Genomic DNA, 21,541 nt, shown 5'->3' with positions numbered 1-21,541 from the left:
CCGCCAGCATGCGCCTCAACCGGTCGTCGGCTCAGGACCTCACGCTGCAACCGTGATCGTGTCGTGGGAGGGCCGGTTAACCGATAGCGGATTGTTGCTCCAGATCTGTTTCCAGATCTGCTTCGGGAACGCGGTGAACGCCAACAGATCCGACCGGGCGGCGTCGAGGTGATCGGCCACCTTCGGCAGCTTCTCGGTGAGTGCATCGATGATTCGATCGTATTGTGCGTGAACGGAATCCGCGTCGGGCTGGTCGTACACGGAGTGCAGCAGTGTCTTCACCCAGGGCCACGACGACTTCGGTGTGACGGCCATGAGGTTCGTCGAGTAGTGGGTGCGGCACCGCTGCCAGGAGGCGCCGGGCAGGGTTGCGCCGATCGCCGCGACGAGGCCGGCGTGGGCATCGGAGGTCACCAACCGCACCCCGGACAGGCCGCGGGCGACCAACCCGCGGAAGAAGGTCAGCCAGCCGGCGCCGTCCTCGGCGGAGGTGACGTCCAGCCCCAGGATCTCGCGGTAGCCGTCGGCGTTGACCCCGACCGCGACCAGGGCGTGCACGTTCACCACCCGTCCGTTCTCGCGGACCTTGAGGACCAGGGCGTCGGCGGCGACGAACGTGTACGGGCCCGCATCGAGGGGTCGGTTCCGGAAGGCCTCGACCTGGGTGTCGAGGTCTTTCGCCATCACCGAGACCTGCGACTTCGACAGCGAGGTGATCCCGAGGGTATCGACGAGTTTCTCCATCCGCCGGATCGAGACCCCGAGCAGGTAGCAGGTCGCAACAACCGAGGTCAGGGCTCGTTCGGCCCGCTTGCGCCGTTGCAGCAGCCAGTCCGGGAAGTACGAGCCGGACCGCAGCTTGGGGATGGCCACGTCGAGGGTGCCGACGCGGGTGTCGAAGTCGCGGTGCCGGTAGCCGTTGCGAACGTTGACGCGTTCGTCGGAGCGTTGGCCGTAGTCGGCGCCGCACAGGGCGTCGGCCTCGGCGCCCATCAGGGCGTGGATGAACATCGTCAGCAGCTCGCGCAGCAGGTCGGGGCTGGCGCCGGTGAGTCGGTCTTCGACAAGCTGGCGGAGGTCGATATCGTGGGCAGTGGTCATCGCGTGCTCTTTCGTCGAGTCGAGTTGGTAGCTCTCTCGAAGAATCACGCGGTGACCGTCTTTCGTCCGGTTACGACACGCCGGTCATCGGATCCGATCCGGCTCGTACACCATCCTGATGGACGCAACCGGGTCCGAGCTCATCATCTCCCCCACCCCACCCGAAACTCTCCCCGCCTACCCGGGCTGGTGAGAAAGGAACCGTGTTGACGTATCCAGAAGAACTCTCTGTCACCGTCAGGCGTGTGCAGGACACGATCGAACGGATAGTAGGCAACGGATCGGTCCACGACATCCGTATCAGCGTCACCCCGACCGGCCGCATCGTCGCCCTCGAGATCCCGCCCGAGGCGTACAGCTGGTCGCCGGACGTGCTCGCGACTCGCATTACCGCCGCTCACGACCTCGCATCCGCGGACGCCGACGAGCAGGCCCGCTACGCGCGCGCCGAGTTGGCCGACGACCCGCGTATCCGGCGCATCGTCTCTGGGATCGGGCAGCTGACCTCGAGGTGAACGGCCCGTAAATAACAACTGGCCGCAGCGATAAGAATCAGCTGCGGCCAGAGGTAACGAAAGAATAACTTGGGGCACCCGAAACCGTAAGCCCGTCTCAGGTGAGGTCTGTCACAAAGTGTCTCGTTGCCACACCCGGTGGGTACCGAGCAGATCGAGCACCTGCGTAACCGCCGTCTGGGGATCGTCCGCGACGACGACACCCGGTGCCGCCAGACCCTCGAGTGCCGCAGCTCCCGGACCCCACGCCGCCAGCGTTTTCTGGTGGCGGAACGTCTCGTCCACGAGGATCTGCACCCTCTTATCTGCGGGTGCAGCGGCCAGAATGACCGCGTCGAACTCGATCGAGCGGGCCGTGAGGAAGGTGCGCGAGATCGGCACGACTCCCCCGAGCATCCCGCCGTGCGGGGCGACGACCAGCGGGACGCAGTCGGCCGCGTCCACGGCCTGCACGGCCGCGAGCACCTGATCGACGTCGGTGGTGTCGTCGGCGACGATGCCGATCAACCGGCCCTGCACGGGCCACGTCTTGCCGACCTGCGCCAGCGCGGGGCTCTGCGGGAGATCGGAGACCTCGACGGTCGGCTTCGGAGCGGGCAGACCGAGACCGGCCGCCACCTTCTCGCACAACCCGGTGTCGATGTTCGCCAGGATCTGCAGCTGCCGCTCCTTGATGGACTGCTCGTAGCACTTGCCCAGCTCGAAGGTGTAGGCGTAGGCCACGTGGTCCTGCTCTATCTCCGACAGGCTCAGGTAGAACTGGCGGACCTGCGTGTAGTGGTCGTCGAACGACCGGGAGACCTCACGCTCCTTCTTCGCCGCAGGTACCTCCACCGGCAGGTCGACGAAGGCACCCTCGGTGACACCGGCCATGAACGGGCATCCCGCGTCGAGCGAGTTCGGCTTGTACGGAGCGACACCGGTGTGGACGGCGTGCTGATGGAAGCCGTCGCGGAACATGTCGTTGACGGGTGCGTGCGGACGGTTGATCGGGATCTGCCCGAAGTTCGGTCCGCCGAGTCGCGTCAGCTGGGTGTCGAGGTACGAGAACAGGCGGCCCTGCAGCAGCGGATCGTCGGTGACGTCGATGCCCGGGACGAGATGGCCCGGGTGGAAGGCGACCTGCTCGGTCTCGGCGAAGAAATTGGTGGGGTTGGCATTGAGGACCATCGTGCCGATGATCTGCACGGGCGCGAGTTCCTCGGGGACGATCTTGGTGGGATCGAGCAGGTCGATGCCTTCGAAGACCTGCTCCGGGGTGTCCGGGAAGACCTGTACGCCGAGATCCCATTCGGGGTAGGCACCGGCCTCGATCGCGTCGGCGAGGTCGCGGCGGTGGAAGTCGGGATCGAAGCCGTTGATGAGCTGGGCTTCCTCCCACACCAGCGAATGCACGCCGAGCCGCGGCTTCCAGTGGAACTTCACCAGCGCGGTATCACCCTCGGCGTTGACCACACGGAAGGTGTGGACGCCGAAGCCCTCCATCATGCGGTAGGAGCGCGGGATGCCGCGGTCGGACATGTTCCACATCGTGTGCGCCGTGGCCTCGGTGTGGAGCGAGACGAAATCCCAGAACGTGTCGTGAGCGCTCTGTGCCTGCGGGATCTCGCGATCCGGGTGCGGTTTGGCCGCGTGGACGACGTCCGGGAACTTGATGGCGTCCTGGATGAAGAACACCGGGATGTTGTTGCCGACGAGGTCGAAAGTGCCTTCCTCGGTGTAGAACTTCGTCGCGAAGCCACGAGTGTCGCGCACCGTGTCGGCCGAGCCACGGGAACCGAGCACCGTCGAGAACCGCACGAACACCGGTGTCTCCACGTCCTTCTGGAGGAACTGGGCACGCGTGATCGAGCTTGCGGCACCCGTCGCGCGGAAGACGCCGTGGGCACCGGCGCCGCGGGCGTGCACCACGCGCTCCGGGATGCGTTCGTGGTCGAAGTGGGTGATCTTCTCGCGGAAGTGATGATCCTGCAACAGGATCGGCCCGCGCCGACCGGCCTTGAGCGAGTGGTCGGTATCCGTCAGCCGCGCCCCCTGAGCCGTCGTCAGGTACTCGCCCTGCTGGGCACGGCCGCGCGGCAGATCCGCGGGAGTGCCGGTGGCCGTCCTGACCTCGGGCTCCGCCTGATCGGGCTTGGGCTCGGGCGGAGTCGTGGGCGTCGTGGGTTCCTCCACGGGTGGCACGGTGGACGAGGGAACACCAGGGATCTTCGGGGTGTCGGCGGGCATGGGAACTCCGATTCGTGTGCTGTCGTCGGGGCTGGACACGTCTTTTCCACGGCTACCCGGAAGGACGGCGGCCAAACGCGGCGGCGGGGCCGTCGGGTCAGAAGTCCTCGTCGATGCAGGCGAGCCGGTCGCCGGCCTGTCCGGCCTCACCCGGTGCGGTCTTGGTGTGCTGTGCGTGGAGCACCACCGAGTTGGCTTCGCCGTCGCGGAACTCCCAGTCGACGGTCGTGGACGCCTCGGCGTTGCCCTGCGCGTCGGTGGTGATGTCGAGCCAGATCTCGTTCTGCGGATTGGCGTAGGCGGGATCGGTGGACGGGGAGTCGGGGTTCGCCGCCGGGTCGACCCGGTTCTGGTAGTGCGGCCCCGAATCGGACGGGTTCGGCCCGCACGGCCGGGTGTGGACGTGCGCCCCGAAGTCCCGATCGGGTTGCAGACCCATCACTCTGAGGGTGACGGTGGTCCGGCCGTTCTCCTCTTCGGATTCGACGTCGAAGGTCGCGCCGACCGGCACGGCCGCTTCGTCGTAGGTGAAGGCATTGTCGTCGTCGCCTCCCTCGTTCGGGAGCCCGAAGGCGTCGCCACTCATCCCGGGCAGCGGCGTGGGCATGGAATCGGTGGTGGTGGTCGTGAGCGAAGTGGGTGGGGTCTCGACGGTGGTCTCGGTGTCGGTGGACGAGTCGTCGCTGCTGCACCCGGCAGCCACGAGCGTGGCGACGGAGAAGCCCGCGACGAGACATGCGTGACGTGTGTTCATGACTTCGACGTACCCCGAGGGGCCGTCGGCGAACCTGGCCGCAGGGAACGTGCCCGCGCCGGGGGCGCGCAGGCCCTGCCCGGCGCTACGACCCGGCCTCGCCGTCCTCGGCCTTCTGTGCCTCGACGATCGCGGCGAGATCCTCCGCGACCTTCTTCTCCACGGCGCTCTTGTTCACGCCGGCCGCCGAGAGCACGCCGTCGCCGTTCTCGAGTTCGAGGAGCGCGAGGAGGATGTGCTCGGTGCCGATGTAGTTGTGCCCGAGTCGCAGGGCTTCGCGGAAGGTCAGCTCGAGGGCCTTGCGGGCACCCGCGTCGTACGGGATGAGTTCGGGGACGTCGCTCGACGGTTCGGGGAGCGTCGCCACGGCGGCCGAGCGCAGCGCCGCGAAGTCGACATCCTGGGCCGCGAGTGCGCGGGCGGCGAGCGACTCGGTGTCGACGAGCAGACCGAGAATCAGATGGACGGGCGTGATCTCGGGGCTTCCCGTGGCACGCGCTTCGTTCATCGACGCCATCACGGTGTTCTGCGCGCGCGGGGTGAATCGCGAGAACCCCTGCTCGGGGTCGAGGTCGTTGTCGCTCTTCGAGACGAACCGTTTCTGGGCTGCCTGCTTGGACACGCCCATGCTCTGCCCGATCTCGGACCACGACTTGCCGGACCGTCGGGCCTGATCGACGAAGTAGCCGATCAGGTGATCGGCGACCTCACCGAGGTGGTCGGCCGCGATGACGGCATCGGAGAGTTGTTCGAGCGGATCGTCGTGGACCTTTTCGATCGCATCGATGAGGTCGTCGAGCCGGATGAGATGGGACGGCCGAATGGGTTCCATGCGTCAACTCTAAGTTGACGCATGGTTTGCGTCAACCTTGGGTTGACGATCAGGTTTGCGCGGTCGTCGTAGCGGAGAGCGAGACCTCGATGCGCGTGCCCTCGCCTCCCACGGCGAGCACGTCGCCGAAGCCCTCCACCAGCGACTCGACGAGGACGGGCAGGTCGGGGACGGCGGCGGAGTCTGCGTTGATTCCGATGCAGCAGTGGCTCGTGTGCGACATCAGCGTGATGTTGACGGCCGAACCGACGGTGGGAGCGAACGGGTAGTACCTCAGCACCTCCGCACCGGCCATGTACAGCGGGATCGGGGAACCCGGGACGTTCGACGCGAGAAAGTCGATGTGCTCGAGGATCCCACCCAGCACACCGGCCGGGAGCACGTTGAGCACACCCGCGATGGCGGACGAGAGCGGCACGGCCGGTTCGTCCCGCCACGACCGGACGATCCGGTCCACCCGGTGCATCGACGCGACCGGATCGGCGACATCGAGGGGAAGAGCGAACCGCGCCAGGGTGATCCGGTTTCCCCCGATCGCGTCACTCTCGCGCCGGAGACTGATCGGCAGCGTCGCCCTCAGTTCGGCGACCTGCGCGCCGTGCCGGGAATGGTAGTGCTTCAGCCCCAACAGGATTCCGGCCAGGAAAGCGTCGTTGAGCGAGGAGTTCGCTGCCCGTCCGGCCTGTCGCAGAGCGTCGAGCGGCAGATCGAGGGCTGCGACCTCCCGGACGGTGCTGCGGCCGACCATCACCGGGGACAGCGTCGTGAACACCGGTTGCACGAACCGGGCCGTCGAGCGGGTCGTGTCCACCACGCTGCGCAGCGCCGCGACCGGATTCGTCACCGACCTCAGACCGGAACGCACGAGCCACGGCACACCCCTCCCCACCATCTCGCCGGCCGTCGAGAGGTACCAACCCACGGAATCGGCGAGGGCCGACGCCGGAGCCGAGGTCGGCGGATCCTCGGGCAGTGGCCCGCGGTCGGTACCGTCGCGCTCGAAGTCGACCATCTCGTTCGCGATCTGAATGCCGCCGATGCCGTCGGTGAGCGAGTGGTGCACCTTGAGAACGATCGCGGCGCGACCGTCGGCGAGGCCGTCGACGATCGTCGCCTCCCAGAGGGGACGGTCCTTGTCGAAGGCCGACATCGCCGCGGCGCGCACGAGCGGGAGCACGGCGTCCAGTCCCCCGGGATGCGGGAGCGCGATGCGCCGCAGATGCCAGGACAGGTCGAAGTCGGGGTCGTCCACCCATCGCGGTGGGGTCCGCCCGAACGGGGATTCGACGAGCTTGCGGCGGAAGCTCGGCACCGCACGTGTTCCGCGCTCCATCATCCGGACGAAGCGCTCCTGGTCGGGTGACCGGTCGAGCAGAGCCACCGCGACGATCGTGGACCGCAGGACGGGGTCCTTCTCCATCCGCCACGACATCAGATCCGGCTGCGACATGTGCCGACCGTCCGCACCCATGCGCACCACCTCCCGCCTCCGGTTCTCCTCGCACGGTAACCGCCGCGATGTGCGGATACCGGCGATATCGGCCCGCGAACAGCACCGATGGGCCGGATCGAGGACCTTTCGCTCATGCTGACGCAAACCCTGGTCCCCCGCCGACGGATCGCACAGGATCGGTGACGACTTCGACGCCGTCGAAGTTCGCTCCCCATCGCCAGTACCGTGAGGAAGTCCATGCCCCGTCTACGTCGTGCCGGATCGACGGCCGTCATCGCGCTCCTTCTGACCGCGGTCGCGGCATGTAGCTCCGGTTCCTCGGGCGACGGCCTCGCTTCCGACAGCGCGCTGCCCACGGAGATCCCGGCGGGCACCAAGCTCGTCATCGCCGACCAGGGTGAGCGACAGCTGTCCCTCCTCACCGGTTCCGGACAACTCGACGCCCTGCCGTTCGAGTACGAGTTCGCGACCTTCCAGGGCGCGCCCGCGATCCTCGAGGCCTTCCGCGCCGACGCGGTCGACGTCGCGTGGGCCGGCGAGATCATGACCGTCCAGTCGCTGGTCGCCGGTGACGACGTGCAGGTCGTCGCGGCCATGCAGACGAACAACAGCCTCAACATGGGCATCGCCCCGAACGCTTCGGACATCACGACGCTCGCGGACCTGAAGGGCAAGCGCATCGGCTACGCCGAGGGCACCTCGCAGCAGGCCTTCGTGCTCCGCGGTCTCGACAAGGCAGGCCTGTCGGTCGACGACGTCGAGCTCGTGTCGATGTCGCTGCCGGATTTCCCGGATGCACTGCGCTCCAACCAGATCGACGCCGCCCCGATGAGCGAGCCGGTCTTCTCCCGGTACATGCAGACCCCGGGTGCGACGTCGCTGCCGCGCCCCGAGATCGAGGACCTCAGCGAAGGCATCTCGTACCTCTACTCGAGCAAGAAGGCCCTGTCCGACCCGGCGACCGCCGCAGCGGTCCGCGCCTACGTCACCGCGTACATCACGTCCGTCGACTGGGCCGACAACAACCGCGACGCGTACATCGACACCTACTTCGTGAAGAGCCAGGGCCTGACGGCCGAGGCCGGCGAGCGCATCCTCGACACCTCCGGGATCACCACCTTCCCACACCTCGACGAGGAGCTCATCGCGACCCAGCAGCACACCATCGACGTGATCAATGCCGCCGGTGAACTGCCCAAGCCCGTCGACGCCGCCGACGCCTTCGATCTGCGCTTCGACGAGGTCGTCACCGAAGCGGTCGCCGAGACCGGCGCCTCCCACACCCGCAGCTGACCTTCCGAGGGGAATCCGACATGACGAACCGCCAACTCAACCTCAACGCCTTCATCTACCCGACCGGCCACCACGAGGCCTCGTGGCGCCATTCCGGCAGCGTGCCCGAGCGTCTCTACGACGTCACCTACTTCCAGGAACTCGCCCGCCTCGCGGAGAGCGCGAAACTCGACGCGGTGTTCTTCGCCGACGGTCCGGCTCTGCGCACCGAGGTGAAATACCGTCCGGACTACGGCCTCGAACCGATCACCACGCTCGCCGCGATGGCCACGGTCACCACGCATCTCGGGCTGATCGCCACGGCGTCGACCACCTACTACGAGCCCTACAACCTCGCCCGGTTGTTCTCCTCGCTCGATCACATCTCCGGTGGCCGCGCCGCCTGGAACATCGTCACCACCGCGACCGACGCAGCGGCAGCGAACTTCGGGTACACCGAACACCCCGACGTGCACGAACGATACGCCCGGGCACGCGAATTCGTCGACGCCGCGATCAAGCTGTGGGATTCGTGGGAGGACGACGCACTCGTCCTCGACAAGACCGCCGGCGTCTACGCCGACCCGGACAAGATCCACCGCATCGACGTCGAGGGTGACTACGTCAAGGTGCGCGGCCCGTTCGGTTCGGCCCGCTCGCCGCAAGGGCGCCCGGTGCTCGTGCAGGCCGGATCCTCCAACGACGGCCGCGATTTCGCGTCGACCTACGCCGAGGCGATCTTCACCGCGCACCAGTGCATCGAGGACGCCCAGGCCTTCTACACCGACATCAAGACCCGCGCAGCAGCATTCGGACGCAACCCCGATCACGTGAAGATCCTTCCCGGCCTGAGCCCGTTCATCGGCGCAACCGAGGCCGAAGCGAAGGAACTGCATCGCGAGTTCAACGAACTCACCATCGTCGAATACGGTCTCGGGCAGCTCCAGAAGATGGGCCGCATCGACGTGTCCCGGCTCGAGTTGGACGAGAAGGTGCCGGTCGAATTGTTCGCCGGCGCAGGCGACATCACCGACAACAACAACAGCCGCCGCCTGGTCTTCGCGAAGATCGTCGAGCGCGAACAGCCGACCCTGCGTCAGCTGCTGCACAAGCTCGCCGGTGCACGCGGCCACAACGTCGTCGCGGGCACGCCGGTGCAGATCGCCGACATCATCGAGGAGTGGTTCACCAACGGCGCCGCCGACGGCTTCAACATCATGCCGCCGCAGTACCCGCAGGGCCTCGAGGCGTTCGCTTCCCAGGTGGTGCCGATCCTGCAGGAGCGCAGCCTGTTCCGGACCGAGTACACCGGCACCACCCTGCGCGACCACTACGGCTTGCCGCGTCCGGAGAGCCAGTACGCACACGAACTCGCCCTGTCCGGTGCCACCGGTGATTTCGCACCGGGCGGCGCCACCGGCGACTTCGCACTGTCCGGCGTCTGATCGAACCGACGAAAGGACTGGAGCCATGAGCGTCTCCGTCGAACCCCGGCGTTTCGGCAGTGGCCTGGCCGGTGACGCCGACACCGACCAGAAGCCCGACTCCGGCGCGACGGCCGACCTGTCGCCGCGCACGACCCGCAGCCGCCTCGCTCCCGGCAAGCCGATCAAGTTCGGCCTGGCGATCGGCCCGGCGCTGCTGCTGGTGGCATGGATCGTCACCTCGGCCACCGGGGTACTCGATCCGAAGACCCTCTCGGCGCCGTGGACGGTCGTCACCACCGCATGGGAACTGATCGGCGACGGGCGACTGCAGTCGAACCTGTGGACCTCCGTCCAGCGCGCCCTGATCGGCGGGGTCATCGGCGTCGTCCTCGGACTGGTGCTCGCACTGGCCGCCGGCCTGTCGCGCATCGGTGAGGCGCTGATCGACGGACCGGTGCAGATCAAGCGCTCCATCCCCACCCTGGCGTTGATGCCGCTGGCGATCCTGTGGTTCGGCATCGGCGAGGAGATGAAGATCCTGCTCATCGCCCTGTCGGTCTTCGTCCCCGTCTACATCAACACCTACTCGGCGCTGCGCGGCATCGACGCCCGCTACGTCGAACTGGCCGAGACGCTGGATCTGTCCCGCGCCCAGTTCGTCCGGCGCATCGCCCTGCCGGGGGCGCTGCCCGGTTTCTTCACCGGCCTGCGCCTGGCGGTGACCATCTCGTGGCTGGCCCTGGTGGTCGTCGAGCAGGTCAACGCTTCGAGCGGTATCGGCTACCTGATGTACCAGGCCCGCAATTACGGCATGACCGAGATCATCATCGTCGGACTGGTGGTCTACGCGATCCTCGGATTCGGCAGCGACCTGCTGGTCCGTGCGGCAGAGAGGAAGGCGCTGGCATGGCGCAGGACGATCGGCAACTGACCGTACGCACCCGGGGACTGAGCCGCGGCTTCGACGGACGCGCGGTGCTGAACAACATCGACCTCGAGATCGCCCCCGGCGAGTTCGTGGCACTGCTCGGCCGCAGCGGCTCGGGCAAGAGCACCCTGTTGCGTGCCCTGGCCGAACTCGACCACGGCGTGCCCGGTTCTGGCACCCTCGAGGTGCCGCAGAAGCGGGCGGTGGTCTTCCAGGACTCGCGACTGCTGCCCTGGGCGCGGGTGCTCGACAACGTGATCCTCGGCCTCGACGGCGACGACGCCGCCGAGCGCGGCCGCACGGCCCTGGCGGAGGTCGGGCTCGCCGGACGCGAGAAGGCCTGGCCCACCGAGCTGTCCGGGGGTGAACAGCAGCGGGTGTCGCTGGCGCGGTCGCTCGTGCGCGAACCCGAACTGTTGCTCGCCGACGAACCGTTCGGTGCCCTCGACGCACTGACGAAGATCAGGATGCACGGACTGCTGCAGGAACTGTGCGCCAAGCACCGGCCCGCGGTCCTGCTCGTCACCCACGACGTGGACGAGGCTATCGCTCTCGCCGACCGCGTGCTCGTGCTCGACCACGGCTCGTTCGCCGTCGAACTGACCATCGACCTGCCGCATCCGCGAGCCGATCACGTCGTCGAGATCGCGGAGTACCGCCGCACCCTGCTCGAGGCACTGGGGGTCGAGGTCGCCGTCTGAGCGATCCACGCTGTCTCCGATGGAGCGACCCCCCGCTCCGTCTCCGTCCGAGCGATCCGCTCCGGAGCGATCGATGAGAGAGAATCGAATCGTCGCTCCGGAGTCGCCGACGGGAGATGCATCGTGTGTGGACGCTATGCCAGCACCAGTACCCGTGGGGATCTGCTCGCGGCCTACGACGCCGTCGAGGCAGTGGGTGAGGAACTGCCCCCGTCGTACAACATCGCCCCCACCCAGCGCGTGAACGTCGTGCTCGAGCGGGCGCCACGCGAGGACCCGGATGCCGAGCCGATCCGCATCGTGTCCTCGCAGATCAAGTGGGGGCTCGTGCCGTTCTGGGCGAAGGACCCGAAGATCGGGTCGCGGATGATCAACGCCCGGTCCGAGACCATCACCCAGAAGCCGGCCTTCAAGGCGGCCGCGGCGAAGCGGCGGTGCGTGCTGCCGGCCGACGGATACTACGAGTGGATGAAGGGTGAGGACGGGAAGAAGATCCCGTTCTTTCTGCACGCGGACGGGCCGATCTCGATGGCCGGGCTCTACGAGCTGTGGCCGGACCCGGAGCTGCCGGAGGACCATCCCGACCGCTGGTTGTGGACGTGCACAGTGCTGACCCGTCCGGCGACCGACGCCGCCGGGCACATCCACGAACGGTCGCCGGTGATCCTGCCCGACACCTTCGTCGATCCGTGGCTCGATCCCGACCTGAAGAACCGCGACGACGTCGACGCCCTGCTGAATTCGATTCCCGAACCGACCCTCGAACCGTACGAGGTGAGCACAGCGGTCAATTCGCCGCGGAACAACAACCCCGACCTGCTGCGTCCTGTCGATTCGTGATATTTCGGCCGTATGGCGTTCCCCACGTCGGACCGGAACGAATATCGGAATTGACTAAAGTTGCCGGGTGCGACAATCACGGCTGACTCCGACCGGTTCGACGACGCCTCCGTTCCTCACCGGATCTCGCGGTACCGCCGTCGCGGTGATCGCGTCGCTCGTCTCCGCGGGTGTGCTCATCGCGATCCTCGTCAGAAGCGAACTCATCGACTTCCTGGTCTACCGGATGGGCGCGCGGGTCCTGCTCGACGGCGCCGACATCTACGGACAGATGCCTCCGGTGACCGATGACTTCGCGTTGCCGTTCACCTACCCGCCGCTGTCGGCGATGCTCTTCGCTCCCCTGGCGCTGATCCCCGTGACGTTCGGCAAGATCGTCTTCACCCTCGTCTCGGTCGCCGCGCTCGTCGTCACCCTACGGGTCGTGCTGGACCGGCTCCGTCCGGACTTCGAGGCGCGGACGGCGTGGATCGTCACCGCGGTCGCGGTCGCCGGAGCACTGTTGCTCGAACCCGTGCGTGAGACGATCTCGTTCGGGCAGATCAACCTCGTCCTGATGGCGCTCGTCGCCCTCGACGTCCTGGTGAAGACCCCGAAGTGGCCGCGCGGAATGCTGATCGGACTGGCCGCCGCCGTCAAGCTCACGCCCATCGCGTTCCTGCTGCTGTTCCTGCTGCGGCGCGACCGGCGGACCAGTGCCATCATCATCGCGTCGACCTTCGGGTTCACCGCCCTCGCATTCGCCGTGATGCCCGCGACCTCCGCGAAGTACTGGCTGGACACCCTGCCCGACACCGGCCGGATCGGCGCGGCGTACTTCGCCACCAACCAGTCCTTCAAGGCCGTGATCTCCCGCTTCGGGCCGCCCGAACTCATGGCTTCCGTGCTGTGGCTGCTGGCCGTCGCGGTGATGCTGCTGGTCGCGGTGGTGGCCATCCGCCGTGCCCTCGAGCAGGGCGATCTCGTGCTCGCCCTGTTCGCGAACGCGACGGCCGTGCTGCTGGCGTCGCCGGTGTCGTGGTCGCACCACTGGGTGTGGGTCGCGCCGGCACTGCTGGCCCTCGCACTAGCGGCGGGGCGCGCAACCGATGCGCAGAGACTCACCGCGATCGCCGTCGGCGTCACGCTCGTTTTCCTGATCGGCCCGCACCACCTGTTCCCCACGGGAGGCGATCTCGAACTCGGCTGGGCCGCATGGCAGCACCTGCTCGGCACGCTCTACGTCACGGCCGGATTCGGATTCCTGCTCTGGCTCGCCTTCGGTCGGCGGACCGATCCGGACTCCGCCTCACCGAAACAACTGCCGAACGCGGAGACCGCGAGTTGATCGTGTAGACGGTGCGCCGGTTGTCGGGCATCCGGGTTGTTGTTCGCGAAAGGCCGACGAGAACCCGGAAAGAACGTAATAGTGAGAGGATGTCGCCCCCGCACAGGACGGTCGACAACTCGATTACGAGAAAGCCCATCAACTGCATCCGAGGGGAGAACACCGTGACCGATGTTTCGTCGCAGGGCCCGGCCCGGAGAGACGACCGACGTGTGTTGACGAACCGCCAGGGCCATCCCGTATACGACAACCAGAATCAGAGGACGGTGGGCCCACGCGGACCCGCGACGCTGGAGAACTATCAGTTCCTCGAAAAGATCAGCCATTTCGATCGAGAACGCATTCCGGAAAGAGTGGTGCACGCGCGCGGTTTCGTCGCCTACGGATACTTCGAAGCCACCGGGAAATGGGGCGATGAACCCATCACGAACTACACGCGCGCGAAACTCTTCGCCGAGCCGGGGAAGCGGACCGACGTCGCCATCCGGCTCTCCACGGTCATCGGTGGACGCGACTCGTCGGAAACCGCCCGCGATCCACGAGGTTTCGCGGTCAAGTTCTACACCGAGGACGGTAACTGGGATCTTGTCGGAAACAACCTCGCGGTCTTCTTCATTCGCGACGCGATCAAGTTCCCCGACGTCATCCATTCGCTGAAGCCCGACCCCGTCACTTTCCGGCAGGAACCCGCACGCATCTTCGACTTCATGTCGCAGACCCCCGAAGCAATGCACATGCTGGTGAATCTGTTCAGTCCCCGGGGCATTCCGGCCAACTACCGGACTCAGCAGGGCTTCGGGGTCAACACCTACAAGTGGGTCAACGCCGAGGGCGTGACACACCTCGTGAAATACCATTGGATTCCGAAGATCGGTGTCAAGAGCCTGACCGAGGACGACGCGGCGGCCATTCAGGCGCACGATCTCGGGCATGCCAGCAAGGACATGTACGAGGCCATCGAGCGCGGTGACCATCCCGAATGGGAACTGCGCGTACAGATGATGAGCGACGACGACCATCCGGAGTTGAACTTCGACCCCCTGGACGACACGAAGGTCTGGCCGGAGAACGAATTCCCCGCCATGCCGGTCGGCAGGATGGTGATCGACCGCAACGTCGAGAACCACTTCCTCGAGAACGAACAGATCTCCTTCGGCACCGGCGTCCTCGTCGACGGACTCGACTTTTCCGACGACAAGATGCTCGTAGGACGCACGTTCTCCTATTCCGACACGCAGCGTTACCGGGTGGGTCCCAATTACCTGCAACTTCCGGTCAACTCGGCGAAGAACGCCCACGTGGCCACCAATCAGCAGGGCGGACCGATGGCATACGGCGTCGACGATGTCGGCGACAACCCGCACGTGAACTACGAACCGTCCATCACCGGCGGTCTGCGCGAGGCCGAGTTCCCGACCCACGACGATCAGGGGCCGGAGATCCGGGGTCGTCTCACGCGCAAACGTATTCCGCGTACCAACGACTACGAGCAGGCCGGTCAGCGCTACCAGCTCATGGAACAGTGGGAGAAGGACGACCTGGTGAAGAACCTCGTCGACGGTATCGGTCAGGCCGTCCGCGACGTGCAGGAGCGGATGGTGTGGCACTTCTTCATGTGCGACGACGAGCTCGGACAACGCGTCGGCGACGGACTCGGTATCAGTGCCGACGACGTACGGGATCTACCTCCGTTGCAGAGCCAGACCCTCGACGAGGACGAACTGCAACGCGCAGCGAATCTCGGCAAGAACGGTCCCCGTGATGTGACCGGATTACAGATGACGCATTGCGTGCCCAACGAGCGCGAGGTCCACGCGTCCTCGTAGCGTCCGTCCGTCTCGGCCCGGTGGGCAGTCACTTGTCGAAGTGGCTGCCCACCGGTCGTTCTCCGGAACCGTTCTCAGGCAGTGACGTCGACGACCACCCGGCCGCGCACCTTGCCCGCGAGGATCTCCTCGGCTAGTCGTGGGACGTCCGAGAGCGGTTCGACCCGCGACAGCGAATCCAGGGTGCTCGCAGGCAGATCGCGGGCGAGACGATCCCATGCCGACCGGCGCAGCGGAGCCGGCGCCATCACCGAGTCGACGCCCAGCAAGGCGACGCCGCGCAGGATGTGCGGCATCACCGTGGCATCGGGCATCGACGGCGACTCCGTGAGACCGCACGCGGCGACGGCACCGCCGTAGCGGATCTGCGACAGCACGTTCACGAGCGTCGAACCGCCCACCGCGTCCACCGCGGCATCCCAGCGTTCCTTGCCCAGGGGCCGGCCCTTGCCCTGCAGTTCGGCGCGGTCGACGAACGACGACGCACCGAGTTCGCTCAGGAAGTCGTGGGTCTCGGGACGGCCGGTCGCGGCAACGACCGTGTGTCCCGCGGCAGCGGCGAGGGCGACGGCGATCGACCCGACGCCACCGGCCGCGCCGGTGACGAGCAGTTCCGCGTCCGATGCGATCCCGTACCGCTCGAGCGCGTCGAGGCACAGGGCGGACGTGTAGCCGGCGGTGCCGATGGCCATGGCGTCGCGGGTGGAGAAGGCGTCGGGGATGCGCACGAGCCATTCGGGCTTCACACGCTGGCGCCGGGTGTACCCGCCCGACTGGGTCTCGGACAGACCCCAGCCGTTGACGACGACGCGGTCGCCCGGCTTCCAGTCGGGATTGCTGCTCTCGAGGACGGTCCCGGCGAGATCGGCTCCGGCGACCAGCGGGGTGCGTCGCGCCATCTTCTGCGGTCCCGCGACCACGAGACCATCCTTGTAGTTCAGCGAGGAGTACTCGACCTCGACGAGGACGTCGTGGTCGGGAAGGTCGGTGTCGGTCAGTTCGCGGAACTGTGCCACCTGGCCGTCGTCGGTGTCGTCGACGACCAGGGCACGGAAGGAGGACTGCTGTGTCATGGATCCGATCCTGACAGGCCGTCCTCCTCCCTGCAGCCGAAAGCGGTCAGGCCGCGTGTGCGCGGAACCGTCGCAGTCGCAGGCTGTTGGAGACCACGAAGACCGACGAGAACGCCATCGCGGCACCGGCGAGCATCGGGTTCAGCAGGCCCGCGGCCGCCAGCGGCAGTGCCGCGACGTTGTATGCGAACGCCCAGAACAGGTTGCCCTTGATCGTCGTCAGCGTCCGGCGCGACAACCGGATGGCGTCGACCGCGACCATGAGGTCGCCGCGGACCAACGTCAGGTCGCTCGCCTCGATCGCGACGTCGGTGCCCGTGCCCATCGCCAGGCCCAGGTCGGCGCGGGCGAGCGCCGCGGCGTCGTTGACACCGTCGCCGACCATCGCGACCACCGCGCCTTCGCGCTGGAGTCGCTCGACCACGTCGACCTTGTCGGTGGGCAGCACGTCGGCGATCACGTCGGCCTCGTCGATGCCGACCTCGGCCGCCACGGTGTGCGCGACGGCGGCGTTGTCGCCGGTGAGCAGGATCGGACGCAGGCCGAGTTCCCGCAGTTCGGCGACGGCCTTCGCGGAGGTCGGCTTGACTGCGTCCGCCACGACGACGATGCCGCGGGCCTTTCCGTTCCAGCCGACGGCGATGGCCGTGCCACCGGACTTCTGGGCCTGCTCGAACGCCTGCTGCAGCTTCTCGGAGAGGTGCTGCGACCAGTCGGCCAGCAGCTTCGGGCGTCCCACCAGCACCGCGCGGCTGGTGTCGCCCTCGACGAGCACTCCCTGGACACCGAGACCCTCGACGTTCGTGAAGTCCTCGACCTTGGGCAGGCCGCCGAACCTGTCCGCAGCAGCATCGCTGACGGCACGTGCGATCGGGTGTTCCGACGCCGACTCGAGTGCCCCGGCGTACCGCAGCACCTCGTCGGCGTTCTCACCGTCGTCGGCGACGACCTCGCGCAGGGTCATCCGGCCGGTGGTGACCGTGCCGGTCTTGTCGAGGACCACGGTGTCGACCGAGCGGGTCGATTCGAGGACCTCGGGGCCCTTGATGAGGATGCCGAGCTGAGCGCCGCGACCGGTACCGACCATCAGCGCGGTCGGGGTGGCCAGGCCGAGAGCGCAGGGGCAGGCGATGATCAGCACGGCGACCGCCGCGGTGAAGGCCGCCGCGGGCCCGTTGCCGGTGCCGAGCCAGAAACCGAGGGTGCCGGCCGCGATCAGCAGGACGATCGGCACGAAGATGCCGGAGATCCGGTCGGCCAGACGCTGCACCTGGGCCTTGCCGTTCTGGGCGTCCTCCACCAGCTTCGCCATCTGCGCGAGCTGGGTGTCGGAGCCCACGCGGGTCGCGCGCACCACAAGTCGTCCACCGACGTCGACCGTTCCGCCGACGACACTGTCGCCCACACCGACCTCGACGGGAACCGATTCACCGGTCAGCATCGACGCGTCGACCGCCGACGTGCCCCGTTCGATCACACCGTCGGTGGCGATCTTCTCGCCCGGGCGCACGACGAACAGATCTCCGACCGCCAACTGCTCCAACGGAATTCGGGTCTCGGTGGTCCCGTCCGGTCCGAGGACCGCGACGTCCTTGGCTCCGAGTTCGAGCAGGGCACGCAAGGCGGCGCCGGCACGTCGCTTCGACCGTTGCTCGAAGTAGCGCCCGGCGAGGATGAACGTCGTGACACCGGCCGCGGCCTCGAGATAGATGTTGCCGCTGCCGTCGCCCCGCGCGATGGTGAACTCGAACGGGTGGACCATCCCCGGTTCACCCGCCGTTCCCCAGAACAGGGCGTAGACCGACCACCCTAGGGCGGCAAGGGTTCCCAGCGACACGAGCGTGTCCATGGTGGACGTGCCATGACGCAGGTTGATCCACGCCGCCCGGTGGAAGGGCCAGGCACCCCACACCACGACCGGCGCGGCGAGGGTGAGCGAAAGCCACTGCCAGTTGGTGAACTGCAGGGCCGGGATCATCGCCATCGCGATCACCGGCACCGTCAGGATCGCCGAAACGACGAGCCTGTGACGAAGCGGCGCAACGGGATCGAATTCGGGCACGTCACCGGTCCGGCCGGTCGCCTGCGCGGACGGCGGCGGCAGTGCGGCGCCGTAGCCGGCCTGCTCGACGACCGTGACGAGATCCTCGGGTGTCACGTCGTCGGGGTAGCTGACCTTCGCCTTCTCCGTGGCGTAGTTGACGGTCGCGGTGACGCCGTCGAGCTTGTTGAGCTTGCGCTCGATGCGATTGGCGCAGGATGCGCAGGTCATGCCGGTGATGGCGAGCTCGATCGATTCGGCGGCGACCGGCTGACTCTGCGTGGTCATGTGCGTCTCCTCGGAAGAATGGGCCGTCAGCGGCCGGAATGGCTGTGGTCACCGTGTGCGCCGGACCCCGGCTGCACCTCGCCGGTGCCTCCGGCGGTGAGGGTGAAGGCCGCGGTGCGAACCACTCCGTCGTGCTGGAAGTCGAGATAGAGGTGATAGGTGCCGGCACTCGGGACGGAGGTGTGGAAGACGACCTCGGGACCGGGTCGTGTGGTGCCGTCGCCGGGTGTCCCGTCCGGATGGACGTGCAGATAGGCGAGGTCGCCGCCGCGCAGCGCCACCAGGTGTCCGTAGGCACCGAGATAGGGCTGCAGGTCGGTGAGCGGCCGTCCGTCCTTGCTCACCGTGAGGGTGAGCATCGCGTCGCTGCCCGACGACAGGTCGCCGTCGAGGGTGACCTCGTAGTCGTCGACGGTTGCGGTGCGGTTGTCGGCCTGCGGTGCGGCAGGAACGAATTCGCCTGCCACCGCGAGGTCGGCGCCCAACGTGAGCGACTCTCCCCCGGTGGGTGTGAAGTCGGTGAAGACCCGCCACGTGCCGGGCGTGAGGTCGACGTCGACGGACCAGATGCCGGTGTTCTCGTCGAGCACGGGATGGACGTGCTGGAATCCGGTGAAGTCGCGGCGCACGGCGATCAGGTGCAGCTCTTTGTCGTGGGTGACGTCGAAGTCGGTCACCGGCGCGCCGCCGGGACCGTTGATCGCGAATGTCAGGTTCCTGTCCTCGCCCGACTCGAGGTCGGTCTCGGCGAGTGCGAGGGCATAACCGTTCCGGTACGTCATCAGACCTCCCGGGATCTCCTCCACAGCAGGTGTTTCGGCGGCGCTGCCGGTGACGGTGCCATTACCGTGACCGGCGTCGTGGGCGCTCGCGGTCGGATCCTCGGTCTGCTCTTCCACCGGGCCGACGGCCGCGCCGACGAGCAACGCGATACCGAAGACAGCGGCTACGGCGGTGACGAAGCCGGTGAGCTTGGCCGGGGTGTTCATGCGAGGCTGTAGCCGGCCTCCTCGACGGCGGCCGCGACGGCGGCATCGTCGAGGGACTCGGCGCTCGTGACGGTGACGGCACCGGTGGCCAGATCGACCGCGACGTTCTCGACGCCCGGGATCTCCTGGACCTCTTCGGTGACCGACGCGACGCAGTGCTCGCAGGTCATGCCAGTGACGGTGTAGGTGCTGGTCCGGCTCATGGAAACTCCTCGGATACGGGTCTGGACGATCAGGAACGGACGAGTCGCGCGATGGCGTCGCCGGCTTCCTTCAACTTGAGGTCGGCCTCGTCGCCGCCGGCGCGCACGGCACCGGCCACGCAGTGCGCCATGTGCTCGTCGAGCAGACCGAGCGCGACGGCCTCGAGGGCCTTCTTCATCGCCGCGATCTGCGTGAGGATGTCGATGCAGTACTTCTCTTCCTCGACCATCCGCTGCAGGCCGCGGGCCTGCCCCTCGATGCGACGCAGTCGCTTGAGGTAGTCGGCCTTGGTGTTGTTGGCGATATAGCTGTGCTGATGCGCGTCATAGCTGTGCTGATGCGCGTCGTCGTGTGCGACGGCATCGGTGTGCACGGTCTCGCTCGGGGTATTCGGCATCGGAATCGTCCTTGTCGCGTCGGTCGTCCTGCCAGATACCATACCCCCCTAGGGTATGCACGGCAACCAACAGACTGCGCAGGCTATTTGCGCAGGTAGAGGCGCATGACATCGTGATGGCTGCAAGAGTGCCCAGCATCCCTCGAAAATGCGGGGCCGCTCCGAAGAGGTTCCGTAGCCGGTGGACGACATGCCCGAGCGCCTCACGAGGCGATCGAGCGCCTCGTAGCCGATTCGTCGCGGGACGTCACGGCACGTGCATCATCTTCCCGGCGAGGGTGAACAGCCGGCGGGAGAGCCGGATGACAGGGATACCCAGTGGGATCAGCAGGATCGTCACGCACAACACCGCACCCAGGAGCATCACCACGGCGGCGACGATCCCCAGAACGGTGCCGAGCAGGGCGGTGAGAAGTCCGAGCACGACATTCAGTAGGCCACTCAGAGCACGCATGACGACCTCCTACCCCCATCTCCCATTGTGCGCCGGTCTCGCGCTGTATCTCACCGGACCGCAACTCGCCGGCGCGCGCGGCAATCGACGGACGCGAGTACCCACGGGAGTGCCGGTACCGCGGAGTTGGTCGAGCGAGTAGCCGGATCGGGAAGGGCGCGGCCACCCTGCGCCCTTCCTTTCGCTCAGGGAAACCCGATGCGGCGGCACACCAGCATGTGGTGGGCGCCCTTCTGGAATCGGTAGTCGACCTCCACGACCTCACCGTCGATGCCGTGTTCCCGGAGGTCGTCGAGCAGTTCGTCCAGATACGGACAACGGACCGAGGATCCGGACTCCACGAGCGGGAAGATGCGCAGTTCCTCACGGGCGACACGCATCAGTTCCCGGATCGCGTCGAGGTGGAAGGTGCGGTCGAGTCGGTCGGCGTAGCTGAACAGCAGGTGCGAACTGAGCACGAGATCGAAGGCCGCATCGGGGAACGGCAGGGACGGCAACCGCCCGGCGACATATCGGTGCGGATGCCGACGGATGTCCTCGGCGAAATCCCGGACCGCCTGCCGCCGCACCCGTGCGTGTTCGTCGGGGTCGGCGAAGAACGTCCAGTCGTAGTTCTCGGCGTGGTCCCGGATGTACCGGTTCCCGCGCTCGGTCTCAGCAGCGGCAACGACGGCGAGGTGCTCCGCGTCGGAGTCGGAGTAGGCCGTGTCGCAGGCCGTCACGTCACCACCGATGCGGTTCACGGCGCCGGTGAACCCCGCCGCGCCGGCCGGGCAGTCCAGGATCCTCCGTGACAGATCGTCGTCGGAGAGGTCGAACATCGACCGGTACTCGTCCAGGGAGCGCGAGCTGATGAGGATTGCGCCGATATCTGCCGTGTTGGGAGTCAC

19 protein-coding genes and 1 pseudogene are annotated in these 21,541 nt (G+C 67.2%); 8 read left to right on the top strand and 12 right to left on the bottom strand.

Translation table 11 applies throughout. The features are described from left to right. Positions 1-87: 87 nt before the first annotated feature. Positions 88-1,101 (bottom strand): annotated as a pseudogene (locus KXC42_RS00310) (IS256-like element IS1164 family transposase); the annotation flags it as partial. A gap of 245 nt (positions 1,102-1,346) precedes the next feature. Between KXC42_RS00310 and KXC42_RS00305 the strand changes: the two are divergent. Beyond that, positions 1,347-1,616 carry a YbaB/EbfC family nucleoid-associated protein gene (locus KXC42_RS00305; protein ID WP_219129758.1) on the top strand — a complete coding sequence of 90 codons (270 nt, stop codon included), beginning with the start codon at positions 1,347-1,349 and terminating at the stop codon, positions 1,614-1,616. Between the two features lie 111 nt (positions 1,617-1,727). On the opposite strand, the gene KXC42_RS00300 is transcribed toward KXC42_RS00305, so the two are convergent. The 4 genes from KXC42_RS00300 to KXC42_RS00285 all read right to left on the bottom strand — a co-directional run bounded on the left by KXC42_RS00300 (position 1,728) and on the right by KXC42_RS00285 (position 6,902). Continuing rightward, on the bottom strand, positions 1,728-3,845 hold the full coding sequence (locus tag KXC42_RS00300; RefSeq protein ID WP_019290428.1) for a catalase: 2,118 nt from the start codon (positions 3,843-3,845) through the stop codon (positions 1,728-1,730). 97 nt (positions 3,846-3,942) lie between these two features. Further along, positions 3,943-4,599 (bottom strand): superoxide dismutase family protein, encoded by a 657-nt coding sequence (locus KXC42_RS00295; protein WP_033098111.1) that lies wholly within the window; start codon positions 4,597-4,599, stop codon positions 3,943-3,945. Between the two features lie 85 nt (positions 4,600-4,684). Then, positions 4,685-5,431 carry a Clp protease N-terminal domain-containing protein gene (locus tag KXC42_RS00290; protein ID WP_219129757.1) on the bottom strand — a complete coding sequence of 249 codons (747 nt, stop codon included), beginning with the start codon at positions 5,429-5,431 and terminating at the stop codon, positions 4,685-4,687. A gap of 49 nt (positions 5,432-5,480) precedes the next feature. After that, positions 5,481-6,902, bottom strand: coding sequence for a wax ester/triacylglycerol synthase domain-containing protein (locus tag KXC42_RS00285; RefSeq protein ID WP_230811243.1), 1,422 nt, complete (start codon positions 6,900-6,902; stop codon positions 5,481-5,483). 219 nt (positions 6,903-7,121) lie between these two features. On the opposite strand from KXC42_RS00285, the gene KXC42_RS00280 reads away from it, so the two are divergent. The 7 genes from KXC42_RS00280 (at position 7,122) to KXC42_RS00250 (ending at position 15,205) form a co-directional block, all read left to right on the top strand. Continuing rightward, positions 7,122-8,177 carry an ABC transporter substrate-binding protein gene (locus KXC42_RS00280; RefSeq protein ID WP_033098136.1) on the top strand — a complete coding sequence of 352 codons (1,056 nt, stop codon included), beginning with the start codon at positions 7,122-7,124 and terminating at the stop codon, positions 8,175-8,177. 20 nt (positions 8,178-8,197) lie between these two features. Continuing rightward, positions 8,198-9,601 (top strand): LLM class flavin-dependent oxidoreductase, encoded by a 1,404-nt coding sequence (locus KXC42_RS00275; RefSeq protein ID WP_219129756.1) that lies wholly within the window; start codon positions 8,198-8,200, stop codon positions 9,599-9,601. A 25-nt stretch (positions 9,602-9,626) separates the two neighbouring features. Beyond that, positions 9,627-10,514 (top strand): ABC transporter permease, encoded by an 888-nt coding sequence (locus KXC42_RS00270; protein WP_024102578.1) that lies wholly within the window; start codon positions 9,627-9,629, stop codon positions 10,512-10,514. Further along, positions 10,490-11,212, top strand: a complete 723-nt coding sequence (locus tag KXC42_RS00265) for an ABC transporter ATP-binding protein (RefSeq protein ID WP_019290435.1) — start codon at positions 10,490-10,492, stop codon at positions 11,210-11,212. Before KXC42_RS00270 ends, KXC42_RS00265 begins: the two co-directional genes overlap by 25 nt. A gap of 123 nt (positions 11,213-11,335) precedes the next feature. Next, on the top strand, positions 11,336-12,052 hold the full coding sequence (locus KXC42_RS00260) for an SOS response-associated peptidase (RefSeq protein ID WP_019290436.1): 717 nt from the start codon (positions 11,336-11,338) through the stop codon (positions 12,050-12,052). Between the two features lie 67 nt (positions 12,053-12,119). Then, positions 12,120-13,379, top strand: coding sequence for a glycosyltransferase 87 family protein (locus KXC42_RS00255; RefSeq protein WP_039584461.1), 1,260 nt, complete (start codon positions 12,120-12,122; stop codon positions 13,377-13,379). Between the two features lie 164 nt (positions 13,380-13,543). Then, the gene (locus KXC42_RS00250) at positions 13,544-15,205 is read left to right on the top strand and encodes a catalase (protein ID WP_006553313.1); all 1,662 of its coding nucleotides are present in this window, start codon (positions 13,544-13,546) and stop codon (positions 15,203-15,205) included. A gap of 74 nt (positions 15,206-15,279) precedes the next feature. Here the strand turns inward: KXC42_RS00250 and KXC42_RS00245 are convergent, their stop codons facing one another. The 7 genes from KXC42_RS00245 to KXC42_RS00215 form a co-directional block, all read right to left on the bottom strand. Then, the gene (locus KXC42_RS00245; protein WP_019290439.1) at positions 15,280-16,278 is read right to left on the bottom strand and encodes an MDR family oxidoreductase; all 999 of its coding nucleotides are present in this window, start codon (positions 16,276-16,278) and stop codon (positions 15,280-15,282) included. 46 nt (positions 16,279-16,324) lie between these two features. Continuing rightward, a complete protein-coding gene (locus KXC42_RS00240; RefSeq protein WP_219129755.1) occupies positions 16,325-18,607 on the bottom strand; it encodes a cation-translocating P-type ATPase in 2,283 nt (760 codons plus the stop codon). Positions 18,608-18,633: 26 nt separating this feature from the next. Next, the gene (locus KXC42_RS00235; protein ID WP_219129754.1) at positions 18,634-19,596 is read right to left on the bottom strand and encodes a hypothetical protein; all 963 of its coding nucleotides are present in this window, start codon (positions 19,594-19,596) and stop codon (positions 18,634-18,636) included. Continuing rightward, a complete protein-coding gene (locus tag KXC42_RS00230; RefSeq protein ID WP_039584454.1) occupies positions 19,593-19,799 on the bottom strand; it encodes a heavy-metal-associated domain-containing protein in 207 nt (68 codons plus the stop codon). Before KXC42_RS00230 ends, KXC42_RS00235 begins: the two co-directional genes overlap by 4 nt. 29 nt (positions 19,800-19,828) lie before the next feature. Further along, positions 19,829-20,197, bottom strand: a complete 369-nt coding sequence (locus KXC42_RS00225; RefSeq protein ID WP_257605948.1) for a metal-sensitive transcriptional regulator — start codon at positions 20,195-20,197, stop codon at positions 19,829-19,831. Between the two features lie 247 nt (positions 20,198-20,444). Beyond that, positions 20,445-20,651 (bottom strand): hypothetical protein, encoded by a 207-nt coding sequence (locus tag KXC42_RS00220; RefSeq protein WP_033098101.1) that lies wholly within the window; start codon positions 20,649-20,651, stop codon positions 20,445-20,447. A gap of 185 nt (positions 20,652-20,836) precedes the next feature. Further along, complete coding sequence (locus KXC42_RS00215; protein ID WP_219129753.1) at positions 20,837-21,541, bottom strand: methyltransferase domain-containing protein; 705 nt, start codon at positions 21,539-21,541, stop codon at positions 20,837-20,839.

It is taken from the genome of Rhodococcus sp. LW-XY12 (assembly GCF_019317345.1).
In the GTDB taxonomy this organism is placed as follows: Bacteria; Actinomycetota; Actinomycetes; order Mycobacteriales; family Mycobacteriaceae; genus Rhodococcus; species Rhodococcus pyridinivorans.
The sequence above is the reverse complement of the archived record's forward strand: the minus strand, read 5'-3'. Positions and strand labels throughout refer to the sequence as shown.

Bases quoted from the DNA above. Each gene is read 5' to 3' on its own strand.
- KXC42_RS00295 (WP_033098111.1), bottom strand. From the start codon at position 4,599: ATGAACACACGTCACGCATGTCTCGTCGCGGGCTTCTCCGTCGCCACG.
- KXC42_RS00225 (WP_257605948.1), bottom strand. From the start codon at position 20,197: ATGCCGAATACCCCGAGCGAGACCGTGCACACCGATGCCGTCGCACAC.
- KXC42_RS00235 (WP_219129754.1), bottom strand. From the start codon at position 19,596: ATGAACACCCCGGCCAAGCTCACCGGCTTCGTCACCGCCGTAGCCGCT.
- KXC42_RS00245 (WP_019290439.1), bottom strand. From the start codon at position 16,278: ATGACACAGCAGTCCTCCTTCCGTGCCCTGGTCGTCGACGACACCGAC.
- KXC42_RS00270 (WP_024102578.1), top strand. From the start codon at position 9,627: ATGAGCGTCTCCGTCGAACCCCGGCGTTTCGGCAGTGGCCTGGCCGGT.
- KXC42_RS00290 (WP_219129757.1), bottom strand. From the start codon at position 5,431: ATGGAACCCATTCGGCCGTCCCATCTCATCCGGCTCGACGACCTCATC.
- KXC42_RS00275 (WP_219129756.1), top strand. From the start codon at position 8,198: ATGACGAACCGCCAACTCAACCTCAACGCCTTCATCTACCCGACCGGC.
- KXC42_RS00265 (WP_019290435.1), top strand. From the start codon at position 10,490: ATGGCGCAGGACGATCGGCAACTGACCGTACGCACCCGGGGACTGAGC.
- KXC42_RS00300 (WP_019290428.1), bottom strand. From the start codon at position 3,845: ATGCCCGCCGACACCCCGAAGATCCCTGGTGTTCCCTCGTCCACCGTG.
- KXC42_RS00230 (WP_039584454.1), bottom strand. From the start codon at position 19,799: ATGAGCCGGACCAGCACCTACACCGTCACTGGCATGACCTGCGAGCAC.
- KXC42_RS00240 (WP_219129755.1), bottom strand. From the start codon at position 18,607: ATGACCACGCAGAGTCAGCCGGTCGCCGCCGAATCGATCGAGCTCGCC.
- KXC42_RS00285 (WP_230811243.1), bottom strand. From the start codon at position 6,902: ATGGGTGCGGACGGTCGGCACATGTCGCAGCCGGATCTGATGTCGTGG.
- KXC42_RS00220 (WP_033098101.1), bottom strand. From the start codon at position 20,651: ATGCGTGCTCTGAGTGGCCTACTGAATGTCGTGCTCGGACTTCTCACC.
- KXC42_RS00280 (WP_033098136.1), top strand. From the start codon at position 7,122: ATGCCCCGTCTACGTCGTGCCGGATCGACGGCCGTCATCGCGCTCCTT.